The following is a 13399-nucleotide window of genomic DNA, read 5'->3' on the forward strand; positions in this document are numbered from 1 at the left end:
CCTGATTAAATATTTAATGAACCACAGACCACCGGAGGTCAGCAGAAACTTGTAATCCTCTTTTATCTACTACCGACAAGTACCATATAGTAGCCACAGCAGGTACTGTCGTATTGATTCTCTTATTGTTTTTGATGGTAATTTCTTTCTGTTTCCATTGCCTGTCTTTCAAGGAAGCCAAAGTATCTGTTGTATAATTTAAATAGGCATTAGTTATTGGCAAATGTGATTTTACTCTTGCAATAACCTGGCTTTTTTTTGTTTGCACGTTATCAATTGATGGCAAAGGATCTGTATTATTCAGGTGGCTGTTAATGAAGTTATAAATTTCATTATTTCCCCAACCATAAGCATGATTATGTTTCAAACCGATCTTAATAGAAAGCTTTTTATTCCTGACTAAATCATATGACTTAGCATAACTATCCAAAAAGAAATTTCCATCATTTGTACCATTGATAAACAACATTGGCATTTTAGCCTTTGAGAGATAATTAGAAGGATCATATTGTTTTATCCATGACGCCCTGCTAATTCCATCCATTTTATCCAACTCTTTTTTCATCGCACTGTTTTGAAATAAATAACCACAGCCATATACCGGAACTACAGCCTTGAATCGATTATCTATCCCAGCCAATGTACTGCTAATAATTCCTCCCCAGCTTATTCCAGTCAATGCAGTTTTACTACTATCTACCCCTTTAAAGCTTCTAATTAAATTATGGGCAAGTATCACATCACCTATTGCCTGATACATCCATTGTTCATCTAAATGCTCAGTGATTGTAAAATATGGTGTTAAGTTATTGGGTTCATCAAAGCCCGCTTCTATATGTTTTTTTGTTGCGTCATTCCCTCTTAAATCCATAGCAATCGCAAAATAACCTTTTTTAGCCCAAAGCAATACCCATTGTTTGAAAGCAGTGCCTCCACCACCATGTACCAAAACTACTGCAGGTAAGTTTTTATCCTCTGATTTATTTCCACTTAAGATTCCAGGACTTGAATAATATGCAAAAACATTTTTAGCATGCCCCTTATAATTTAATCCATTATAAATAATACCTATAGCAGAGTCTTTCGATATTACCTTGTATTTAGGCACTTTATAAATATTTTCAGAATCCCATATAGTTCCCTTTATTTGGGTATACCCATTTGGTATTATCCCAAAAACAAAGATTATGGTCACTGTCAGATAATATTTGGTTAACATGGATATCAAATATAGTAGATTTTAAAGCGCACATATTGTTAAATATTGGCATTATACTCAAGAATTTTAACAGAATCACCCTTCTTCAGTATATTCACTTGGCGATGTGCCAAACTGTTTTGCAAACTCTTTACTAAAATATTTGCTATCACTAAAACCCACCATGTATGCCACTTCATAAACCGTGTGAACCTTTTGTTGTAAAAGCTGCGCAGCTCTTTTTAAGCGTACTGATTTGATAAAATTATTAACCGTAAGTCCTGTTAATGCTTTAATCTTCTTGTATAAAACTGGCGTACTCATTCCAACTTCCGATGCCAGTATATTAACATTAAAATCATCGGTAACAAAATTCTGTTCAATGATAGCCATAATCTTATTCAGAAACTCTTCATCAGTTGATTCTATCAATACATTTGAAGGTTGTAATGTGATCTGCTGACTAAACTTCCTTCGCATACTATTTTGCAGATTTAGCAGGTTATTGATGTTCAATAGTAAAACATCAATACTAAAAGGCTTGGTGATATAAGCCTCAGCACCTGTTTTAAGCCCACTAACTTCATGTATATTCCCCGATCGCGCAGTTAGTAAAATAATAGGAATATGACTGGTCCGTAAATCTGTTTTAAGAATGCGACACATTTCAAGTCCATCTCTAACAGGCATCATTACGTCACTCACGATAATATCCGGAATTTTTTCAAAGGCAATTTCAGTTCCCTCCTCTCCATTCACAGCCTCTATAACCTGATAATTCTGTCTTATAGACTGCCTGATAAAATCACGTATTTCCTGATTATCTTCAACAATAAGGATGGTAATCTTATCATCAACCTTTTCGTCAATCTCATCTGGGTCAGGCAATTCAGGTTGTTCTTGTGGCAATTGGTACAATAATGGACTCTCTACATCTACAAACTGTTCAACAAATTCTTCTTTTTTAAAATGAGAATTTCCAGTTCTTAACTTTAATTTGAAACAGGTTTCTACATGTTCTTCATTTAATGGTTTATCAGACATTAGCAAGAGATCACCATGATGCAATATTGCAATTCTTTTAGATAAAGCCAGGCCAATTCCTGTTCCGCTATTTCTGGAAAGCGGATCTTTAACCTGATAAAAATTAGTAAACAATTTATCTCTGCTATCTTCTGGAATTCCCTTTCCATTATCACAGACAGTAATCTCAACATATTCCTTACCAGATCTTTTAACAATCAGTGTAATGGTTCCATAATCATGTGTGAACTTGAATGCATTTGACAACAAATTATAAAACACTTTTTCTAATTGTCCGGAATCAAAGTAAACCTCTATATGCTCTTCACTGCTCTTAAATTGATAATCAATATGATGTTTTATCGCCAGATACTGAAAAGATAAATAGATCTCTTTTGCAAATGAAACAATATTTTCTGGTGCAACATTCAAGGTCATTTTACCTGCCTCCTGCTTTCTGAAATCCATAAGTTCAGTTACTAATCTGGTTAGTCGCCCCGTATTCTTTCTAACTGTCAACAACCTACGATTAATCCCGGGATATTCTTTAGTATCATTAATTAGACGCTCAAGTGGGCCAACAATAAGTGTTAAAGGTGTCCTGATCTCATGAGAAACATTCGTAAAGAAATCCATTTTCATTTGATAAACTTCGTGCTCTTTTCTTAACAAAGCTCTGATCCATAAAAACCTGAATACCAAAAAGAGTATACCAGAAATTGCCAGTACATAGAATAGATAAGCCCACCATGTTTTCCAAAAGGGCGGAGTAATATGTATGGTCATCTGTTTAGGCTGAGATGCCCATAATCCATCATTATTTGAGCCTTTGATCAGCAATTTATAGGTACCTGGTGGTAAGTTGTAAAAGGTGGCTATAGGTGAACTGACATAATTCCATTCCTTATCCAGTCCTTCCAGCTTATATGCATACTGGTTTTTCTCTGCCTTTATATAATTAAGCACTGCAAACTCAATGCTAAAAATATTCTGTGCATGCGAAAATGTGATTTCATCTGTTAAGCTAATGTTTTTCTTTAACAAATTACTCTCATCTCCAATGGCTACAGTTTTATTAAAAAGTCTTAATCTGGTAAAAATAACCTTCGGGATTTTCTTGTTCTCTTTAATCTGTTCAGGAAAGAAACTCAACAGACCGCTATATCCACCAAAAAAGAATTCACCTTTAGAATCCTTATAAAAAGAATTATAATTAAACACATTCCCTGGTAAACCATCCTCAATCGTATAGTTTTTAAAAACTTTGCGATCAAACTTAGCCAGACCATTATCAGTACTGATCCATAAATTCCTTTCTTTATCCTCTAAAACACCAAGAATTACATTGCTTGGCAGACCGTCCTTCATGGTATAAAACCTGACTGTATTTTTTATCGGATCATAACGAACCAGGCCACAATCATAGCTTCCAAGCCAGATTATTCCCTTAGAATCTTCCTTTATGATGTTGATATCATCAAATTTGCAGCTTTTATCATTAACTGTAAATGTTCGTATTTTGTTGGAAGCAGGATTAAGGATATAAGTTCCTGAATTAGTGGCAATCCATATATTTTTCCTGACATCTTCATAAAAGTATCTAAGAAATTTTAAATCGTGCTGCCTGGCAGGATTGATATAAGGATCAAAATTATCTTCTTTTTCATTATATATAAAAATCCCCTGAGCTCTTGTCCCTATCCATAATCTGTTCTGACTATCATGTAACAAGCATATAATCCGGTTAGAATTTAAAGCTTTAGGGTCGGAATAATCAGATACATAACGTCGGAAATTATTTGTTTTCGGTTGATAAACATCTAACCCACCCTCATAGGTGCCAATCCAGACTTCACCATTACGTGCTATTGATATGGTTTTAACCAGATTTGAACTTAATGAATTTGGATTTTCAGCATCATGCTTATAGCTTTTAAACCTTCCCGAAGTTCTATCATAATAGTTGAGTCCTTCGGCTTCTGTTCCAATCCATAAATTATGAGACTTATCTTCCACGATCGAGCTAACGACGTTACTACTGATTGTATTCTTACCTAAGCTAGTTGTATATTTCTTAAATGGTGTTGCATTAGCATGATAAAAGTTAACACCACCAAAATAAGTTCCCACCCACATTGAACCTGTTGCATCCTCCAATATGTCATATATGGAATTATGATTCAGGCTCCCCGGATCTTCGGGATTATGATTCAGGACAGAGAATTTAAAACTCTCCAGATCTAGTATGTTTATACCATGAAGGGTTGAAATCCATAATTTACCATCAGCAGCCATTTTAATCTTTCTGACTACATTACTGCTGATACTATTCGGATCATCCTTCTTAGACATAAAATGCCTGAAACTCCCCTTTTCCCGGTCAAACAATTCTAAGCCATTATTATGTGTACCTATCCAGAGATTATGTTTTGAGTCTTCATACACTACACTCAAATCATTATCAATCAAACTATTAGGATCATCTTTCTTATGATAGTAAGATTGAAAAGCATATTTTCCATTGATGAACTCCATGCTTGTCAGTCCATTCATAGTAGCAATCCACATTACCCCTTTATAATCCTGATAAATTGATTTTACAAGCTGATGGGCTAAACCAGGAGTATTTAAATCACCTTTCTGAAACCGGATGAATGTATCATCTTTATTTAACTTATTTAAGCCGCTATCAGTTCCTACCCAGATCTGACCTGATTTATCCTCAAAAAGACTTCTGATAATATTGTGGCTAATCGTATTTTTTTTATTGGGATTGGTGACAAAACGTTTGAAAGAATTACTTTCAGGAAGGTATTTATTCAGGCCCTTCTGCGTTCCTACCCATAAATTCCCTTTACTGTCGGTCAATAAGGCATTAATATTCTGCGCACTGGTCAATGATGACCGCTTCCCTCTTTCACGCTTATAAATCTCGAAATTCCTGGTATTATATTTATTTAAGCCATCTTTTGTTCCAAACCACATGAATCCCATACTATCCTGAGCTATAGACAATACACTGCTTTGAGAAAGTCCATCCTCTACAGTTAAATGCTTAAAACTTACTTTCTCCTTTTGAGCAATTGCAGTACCATATCCATAGACAAGTATGAAAAACAATAGTACTTTACAACGGAAATGTGGAGACATCTATAGTTATATTTGGTTTACGGTAAAAATATGCTTTTAGTTTCATATTCATATAAAAGCAGTTGCCAGTAAATACCGCTCTATTAACGGATATTTACTGGCAAACGCATTATAATAGTAAAATAAATTACCTACTATTTCTGAACACTAAACCTATAAATTGTAACAGTTTTATATTCTTGCCCCGGTTTTAGCACAGTTGTTGGAAAAGCAGGTTGGTTTGGTGAATCAGGAAAATGTTGAGTTTCCAGGCAAAACGCCGAACGATGAGGATAGCTGATCTGACCTTTGCCATCTTTATCTTCACCTGTTAAAAAGTTACCACTATAAAACTGTAGTCCTGGTTCTTCTGTTAACACATCCATTACAATACCTGTTTTGGTACTGCTTACTGTTGCTACTTTTTGCAAACCAGCAGCTTTTTTCAATACATAATTATGATCATAGCCTTTACCGTATTTCAATTGCTGATCATCAGTATTAATCCTTTTGCCAATTAAAGTTGCAGTATTAAAATCAAATGGTGTGCCGACAACTTTTTCAATTTTTCCCGTTGGGATCAAGGTAGAATCAACTGGTGTATATCCATCAGCATCAATTTGTAGCAGATGGTCAGTTATTGTAGCATCCCCTGCTCCATTTAAATTAAAATAAGCATGATTGGTTAGATTTACTACAGTATTTTTATCGGTAGTTGCATGATAACTAATTTTAAGTTCATTATTATCAGACCATTCATAAGTTACCTTAACTGTTAAATTACCTGGGTAACCAGCTTCACCATCTTTAGATAGATAAGCTAGCTCCAATGTATGATCATTTATTTTTTTAGCATCCCATACCTTGCCCCAAAAGCCATTAAAACCTCCATGGAGTGTATTTACACCATCGTTTAGTTCAAGATCATAAGTCCTTCCATCCAATACAAACTTCCCTTTGGCAATCCGGTTTCCATAACGGCCAATCAATGCCCCGAAAAAAGCTTCACCTTTTTTCTGATATGATTTCAGATGATCATATCCCAAAACAACATCTTTAAATTGATTATTTTTATCGGGCACCAATAATGACACTACCCTACCACCATAATTGGTTATAGCTACCTGTGCACCATTTTTATTTTTTAAAATGTACAGATCTACTAAATTACCTTCTATATTGGCTTTAAAAGCTGTAGAATCAGGAAGGTTAACTACTGAAACAGTCGTACTATCATTACCCGACGAACTATTATTGGTTTCATTTCCACAGCTACTAAATGTCCAGGCAGCAATGAAAAATAAACAGTAAGATTTGAAATTGTTGTTCATATAGTGTTTTTTTTATATTTGATCTGTATGCTAATGTATTAAAAGATATTAAACGTCACAATAACAATTAATGTTGAGTATTGTAATATATTTACATTTGAAATGTAATAACTTTAAAAGTAATAAAATCCTCACCGCAGCAAAACTGAAAAACAATATAAGTAATTTTCTGCATAGCATACGATAGCTTCATCACTAACAACAACCAAATCAAACACACATGAAAAAATATAATGATCAAACCCGTTTCTTAATAGCTGTAGATTGTATAGTATTCGGATTTGATGGAGAACACCTTAAAATACTATTAATAAAAAGAGGTTTTGAACCTGAGAAAGATAAATGGAGTTTAATGGGTGGTTTTGTAAATCCTAAGGAGAGTCTGGATGGAGCCGCTAATCGCGTACTTACACAACTAACCGGGTTAAAAGATGTTTATCTTGAGCAAATTCATGCTTATGGTAGTCCTCTGAGAGATCCTATTGAAAGAACGGTATCTGTAACTTATTTTGCTTTAATTGATATTCATAAATATGAAACACAGATAAGTGATCAATACCATGCAGAATGGTTTTTATTAAAAGATACTCCAGCACTTATATTTGATCATGAAGAAATGGTCGAAGAAGCAAAGAAAAAAATAAGATATAAGGCTGCACTCCACCCTATTCTTTTTGAACTTTTACCTAAAAAATTTACGGTACCACAATTGCAGAATCTATATGAAGATGTATATAATACGCAAATAGACAACCGTAACTTTATCAGGAAACTAACCGCAACCAAACTACTCATAAAACTAGATGAGAAGGATAAATCAGGTTCAAAAAAGGGAGCCTTTTATTTTAAACTTGATAAGAAAAAATACCAGGCAAACTTTCAGGCATTCCTAAATATCATTCCAAACCCGGACAAACTAATAACTGGGTAAGAACATCTTAGCTCATATTAAGGAATCTTTAAATAAATTCTTTTATTAAAAAAAATAAACGTTAATTAGACGTTTATTTAACTAAATATGAGCAAAGATCAATACGTTATAGGGGTTGACTATGGATCAGATTCTGTACGATCGGTAATTATTAATACAAACAACGGAGCAGAACTTGCTTCATCTGTTTTTTATTATCCCCGCTGGCAAAAAGGTTTATATTGTAATCCAGCAAAAAACCAATTCAGACAACATCCTCTTGACTATATAGAGGGCCTGGAACAAAGTATAAAAGACTGCATTCAGAAAGCAGGTGGTGCATTTGTTGCAACTAATATTAAAGCGATTTCTGTAGACACTACCGGCTCTACTCCTGTCGCGGTTAATCAACAAGGTCTACCATTAGCACTTTTACCAGAATTTGAAGCCAATCCGAATGCAATGTTTGTACTTTGGAAAGACCATACTTCGGTAAAAGAAGCCATGCAAATTAACCAGCACGCCGCATTGCAGGATACCAATTACCTCAAATATTGTGGCGGAATTTATTCTTCAGAATGGTTTTGGGCCAAACTACTACATATTTTACGTGCAGATTCAGAAGTCAGACAAGCCTGTTATTCCTGGGTTGAACATTGCGACTGGATCCCTTTCCTGCTTACTGGGGGTTCAGATATTTCCAAAATGAAAAGAAGTCGTTGTGCAGCCGGGCATAAAGCGCTTTGGGCTGAAGAATTTAATGGCTTGCCACCAAATGACTTCTTTAAAAGCTTAGATCCTCTGCTGGATGGATATACCGACCATTTATTCAAAGACACATATACGTCTGATGAATCTGCTGGAAAAATTAGCAAGGAATGGGCATCACGTTTAGGGTTAAATACTGATGTTATAATTGGTGTTGGTGCTTTTGATGCACATATGGGTGCCGTTGGCGGTCAGATTGAACCTTATTATTTAAGTAAAGTAATGGGAACATCAACCTGTGACATCCTTGCAGTGCCACAGGCAGATATTGATGGTTTATTAATAAAGGGTATTTGCGGACAAGTCAACGGTTCAGTTATTCCTGGTATGCTAGGCCTTGAGGCTGGTCAGTCTGCATTTGGTGATATATATGCATGGTTTAAAGAAGTATTATCATGGGCAGTAAAAAACCTGCTTCGCAACTCTACGTTATTAGATGCAAATACATTAGCTGCTTTAGAGCAAGAGTTACTAGATCAGATCATACCTCAATTGAGTAAACAGGCTGCTGCTTTAGTTAAAACTGATGATGATGAGTTGGCTTTAGACTGGCTAAATGGCAGAAGGACTCCCGATGCAAACCAGGAATTAAAAGGCTTAATCAGCAACCTGGATCTAGGTAGTGATGCACCTCGCATCTTTAGAGCCTTAGTGGAAGCATCTTGCTTTGGCGCTAAAAACATAGTAGATCGATTCATTGAAGAAGGAATTCCAGTTAAAGGAATTATCGGGATTGGCGGTGTGGCTAAAAAATCTCCTTACGTAATGCAAACCATGGCCGATGTATTGAATATGCCAATCAGAATACACCAGTTTGAACATACTTGCGCCTTAGGAGCAGCCATGTTTGCAGCAGTTGCAGCTGGTATTTACCCTGATGTTGAGACCGCTATGAAAGAAATGGGTAGCGGCTTTGACCAGGAGTACTTCCCTCAGGCAGAAAATGTTTCCTACTATGAAGATCGTTTTTTAAAATATAAAGCACTCGGTGCTTTTATAGAGGAAAGTACAAAGGAACATCATATTACAGAAAATGTATAGTTTGAATTAAATCAATAAAAAAATACAAATGAGTAATTATCAGGATATAAAAGAAAAAGCTTACGAAGCTAATATGCAGCTCCCAAAGCTGGGACTGGTACTGTTCACTTTTGGTAATGCAAGCGCGGCTGACCGAACAAAAGGAGTATTCGCTATTAAGCCGAGTGGCGTTGCTTATGAAGAGTTAAGTCCGGAAAAGATGGTTATTGTTGATTTTGATGGCAATACTATTGAGGGTACCTTACGCCCTTCATCCGACACCAAAACTCATGCTGTTTTATATAAGTACTGGGAAGAAATTGGCGGTATTGTGCATACACATTCTACTTATGGAACAGCCTGGGCACAATCACAAAGACCCATTCCAATTTATGGCACCACACACGCAGATCATCTTACTGTTGATATTCCTTGTGCCCCTCCTATGCACGATGACATGATTAAAGGTAATTACGAGTATGAAACTGGATTTCAGATAATGAACCATTTTAATGAGGCTGGACTCAGCTACAAAGAAGTAGAAATGATTCTGGTTGGTAATCATGCACCTTTTACCTGGGGTAAAACTGTTGAAAGAGCAGTATACAATAGTGCTGTGCTTGAAGAAGTAGGCCGCATGGCATTGCTGACTGAACAAATACGCAAAGACGTACCTAAATTAAAGGATGCGTTAATTAAAAAGCATTATGAACGTAAACATGGTGCAGATTCTTATTACGGACAATAACAAAACAGATATATAATGATCAACTTAAAAGACTTAGAGGTATGGTTCATCACCGGTACCCAACACCTTTACGGTGAGGAAACATTAAAACAAGTAGCATCACATGCACAGCAGGTAGCAGCATCATTAAATGCAGCTCAGCCTATCCAGGTGCGGGTGGTATACAAACCAATTGTAAAAACTGCAGACGAGATCTTTCAAACGCTTCAGCAGGCAAACTCAAGCGACAGTTGCATAGGGGTAATTACCTGGATGCATACATTCTCCCCTGCCAAGATGTGGATCAGAGGCTTAAATATTCTTCAGAAACCTTTGTTGCATTTACATACACAATTCAACAGGGACATCCCATGGGATACGATTGACATGGATTTCATGAACCTTAACCAGAGTGCTCACGGTGATCGTGAATTTGGTTTTATGGTAACCAGAATGCGTAAAGACCGTAAGGTTGTTGTTGGTCACTGGCAGGATGAAGAGGTTATTGGCGAGATTGATACCTGGACGCGTGCTGCAGCCGGATGGCATGATTGGCAGGGGGCCAAGTTTGCTCGCTTTGGTGACAATATGCGCTATGTAGCAGTTACTGATGGTGATAAAGTTGAAGCAGAACTTAAATTTGGTTTCGAGGTAAATACATACGGAATCGGCGACCTTGTTGCTGTAATTAACAGCATTCCAGAAGCTGCTATTCAGGATTTACTTACAGAATATGAGGCTACCTATATCATGAGCGACGATCTGATTCGTGGAGGTGCGAGACATACTTCTGTTTATGAAGCGGCTAAAATAGAATTGGGCTTAAAGAAATTCCTGGAAGATGGTGGCTTTAAGGGTTTCAGTGACACTTTCGAGGATTTGCATGGCATGGTTCAACTACCTGGTATCGCTGCTCAACGCCTGATGGCTGCTGGTTATGGCTTTGCTGGTGAAGGCGACTGGAAAACTGCAGCATTGGTTAGAGCCTGTAAAGTAATGGGTGCCGGACTACCTGGTGCAAATGCATTCATGGAAGACTATACCTATCATTTCGATCCATCAAACTCAATGGTGTTAGGCTCTCACATGCTTGAAGTTGATGCTTCATTAGCTAATGGCAAAGCACGCCTGGAAGTTCACCCACTAGGAATCGGTGGTAAGGCAGATCCAGCCAGACTAATTTTTAATGTGGCTGGTGGTAATGCACTAAATGCCTCAATTATTGACATGGGTAACCGTTTCCGTTTATTGGTCAATGAAGTTGAAGCCGTTGAACCTAAACATCAATTACCTAACCTTCCTGTGGCTCAGGTATTATGGAAACCACTTCCTGATATGAAAACCGGATGTGCCGCATGGATTTATGCAGGAGGTGCTCATCATACAGCATACAGTCAGAATCTGACTACATCGCACTTGCTGGACTTTGCCAATATTGCAGGGATCGAATATGTTAGCATTGGTGCCGATACAAAAATCAATCAATTCAGAAATGAATTGCAATGGAATGAAGTTTTTTATAGATAATCCAACAGAGCTGCAATGAACAATAATTTAACCGCTACAGATTATGTAGTTTTCATCATCTATTTCTTAATCGTATCTGGATATGGATATTATATTTACCGCCAGCGTAAAAAAAATGAACATGATGCTAAAGCCTTTTTTCTAGCCGAAGGTACGCTAACCTGGTGGGCAATTGGTGCTTCTCTCATTGCATCGAATATTTCAGCCGAGCAGTTTATCGGTATGAGTGGCGAGGGCTTTTTTCTTGGCATTGCAGTCGCAGCTTACGAATGGATTGCAGCAATTGCATTGATTATTGTTGCAGTGTGGTTTATCCCTGTGTATCTTAAAAATAAGATTTACACCATGCCACAGTTTTTAAAAACCAGATATAATGAGTCAGTCGCTTTAATTATGGCTGTTTTCTGGCTGTTTTTATATGTTTTCGTAAACCTCACGTCTATACTTTATTTAGGTGCAGTAGCTATTAACGGATTAATGGGAGGCGAATACTTACATTTAATCATGATTGGATTAGCTGTTTTCGCCCTTGTTATTTCACTCGGTGGAATGAAAGTTGTGGCATATACAGATGTAATCCAGGTAGGTGTTTTGATTTTTGGTGGGTTAGTAACTACCTATATTGCTTTAACAGTTGTAGGACAAAAATTTGGTGTGGGTGCTAATGCTCTTGCTGGTTTTAATGTACTGATGGAGCAAGCTCCAGAGCATTTTAAAATGATTATACCAGAACCAACAGCTGAGTCAAGTCAAAACGAGATCAACAAATACCTTACTTTTCCTGGACTAATGTCTTACGCTGCAGGTATATGGATTATCAATCTAAACTATTGGGGTTGTAACCAATACATCACACAACGTGCTTTGGGTGCTGATCTTCATACAGCAAGAACAGGCATTTTATTCGCAGGATTTTTAAAGCTCCTGATGCCTTTAATTGTAATGCTACCAGGTATTGCAGCATATGTTTTATATGAAGGTGGACATTTGCCACAACTTATTGGTGGTAAAGACGGTGCTTACTCAGCAGTTCTTACCTTCTTGCCTACTGGACTTAAAGGTTTATCCGTAGCAGCACTGACAGCAGCTATTGTAGCCTCATTAGCAGGTAAGGTCAACAGCATCTCTACTATATTTACCTTAGACATTTACTCGAAATACTTTGCGAAAAGTTCTGGTGAAAAAAATCTGGTTTTTGTAGGAAGAGCGGCTGTATTTGTAGGTATGATCCTGGCTGTTCTATTTACCTGGGATGATCTTCTGGGTATTGGAAGTGCAGGAGGCTTTACATTCATCCAAAAATATACGGGCTTTATTAGTCCGGGTGTTTTTGCCATGTTCATTCTAGGAATGTTCTGGAAAAGAACTACAGGGAGTGCAGCAGTTGCAGGTGTGCTTGCAGGTTTTCTCTTATCAGTTTTTTTCAATGAAATGGCACCAGGTATGCTTGGGAATGAAACTTTTCTTTACACGGCCTATCCTAACGGTTCAGGCGGCTATGAGATTCCATTTCACATTTGCATGGGACTATCATTCGCATTTACCATGCTTATTATGATTGGTATCAGTATGGCAGGCCCTAAAGTTAATGCTAAGGCATTTGAGTTAGATAAGGAGATGTTTAAAGTAGCCCCTTCTACTATGGCATTGATCGTAGTCACCATATTGATCATCGCTGCTCTTTATGTGAAGTTCTGGTAATTGCTTAATAGATTATACGAACAATAAAAAAGGGTTGTATATCGTTGATGTGACCCCAAAAAGTT

Annotated in this window: 8 protein-coding genes; 5 read left to right on the forward strand and 3 right to left on the reverse strand. The window is 36.9% G+C overall.

Annotation, left to right across the window (positions count from 1 at the left end; translation table 11 throughout):
* Positions 1 to 13: 13 nt before the first annotated feature.
* From ABDJ41_RS06650 to ABDJ41_RS06660, 3 genes are all read right to left on the reverse strand, one after another.
* On the reverse strand, positions 14 to 1219 hold the full coding sequence (locus tag ABDJ41_RS06650) for an alpha/beta hydrolase family protein (protein WP_349785079.1): 1206 nt from the start codon (positions 1217 to 1219) through the stop codon (positions 14 to 16).
* A gap of 75 nt (positions 1220 to 1294) precedes the next feature.
* Positions 1295 to 5371 carry a hybrid sensor histidine kinase/response regulator transcription factor gene (locus tag ABDJ41_RS06655; RefSeq protein WP_349785080.1) on the reverse strand — a complete coding sequence of 1359 codons (4077 nt, stop codon included), beginning with the start codon at positions 5369 to 5371 and terminating at the stop codon, positions 1295 to 1297.
* Positions 5372 to 5505: 134 nt separating this feature from the next.
* On the reverse strand, positions 5506 to 6681 hold the full coding sequence (locus ABDJ41_RS06660) for an aldose epimerase family protein (protein ID WP_349785081.1): 1176 nt from the start codon (positions 6679 to 6681) through the stop codon (positions 5506 to 5508).
* Positions 6682 to 6901: 220 nt separating this feature from the next.
* Here ABDJ41_RS06660 and ABDJ41_RS06665 point away from each other — a divergent pair, with 220 nt between their 5' ends.
* From ABDJ41_RS06665 to ABDJ41_RS06685, 5 genes are all read left to right on the forward strand, one after another.
* Positions 6902 to 7612, forward strand: coding sequence for an NUDIX hydrolase (locus ABDJ41_RS06665; protein WP_349785082.1), 711 nt, complete (start codon positions 6902 to 6904; stop codon positions 7610 to 7612).
* An 87-nt stretch (positions 7613 to 7699) separates the two neighbouring features.
* Positions 7700 to 9400, forward strand: coding sequence for a ribulokinase (locus ABDJ41_RS06670; RefSeq protein WP_349785083.1), 1701 nt, complete (start codon positions 7700 to 7702; stop codon positions 9398 to 9400).
* A 28-nt stretch (positions 9401 to 9428) separates the two neighbouring features.
* Positions 9429 to 10127: an L-ribulose-5-phosphate 4-epimerase gene (locus tag ABDJ41_RS06675; protein ID WP_349785085.1), complete on the forward strand. Its 699-nt coding sequence runs from the start codon at positions 9429 to 9431 to the stop codon at positions 10125 to 10127.
* A gap of 15 nt (positions 10128 to 10142) precedes the next feature.
* Entirely contained in the window at positions 10143 to 11633 is a 1491-nt protein-coding gene (gene araA, locus ABDJ41_RS06680; RefSeq protein ID WP_349785086.1) for an L-arabinose isomerase, read from the forward strand.
* Positions 11634 to 11648: 15 nt separating this feature from the next.
* Complete coding sequence (locus ABDJ41_RS06685) at positions 11649 to 13334, forward strand: sodium:solute symporter family transporter (protein WP_349785087.1); 1686 nt, start codon at positions 11649 to 11651, stop codon at positions 13332 to 13334.
* Positions 13335 to 13399: the final 65 nt, after the last annotated feature.

This window comes from Pedobacter sp. ASV1-7, from assembly GCF_040203335.1.
Taxonomy (GTDB): domain Bacteria; phylum Bacteroidota; class Bacteroidia; order Sphingobacteriales; family Sphingobacteriaceae; genus Pedobacter.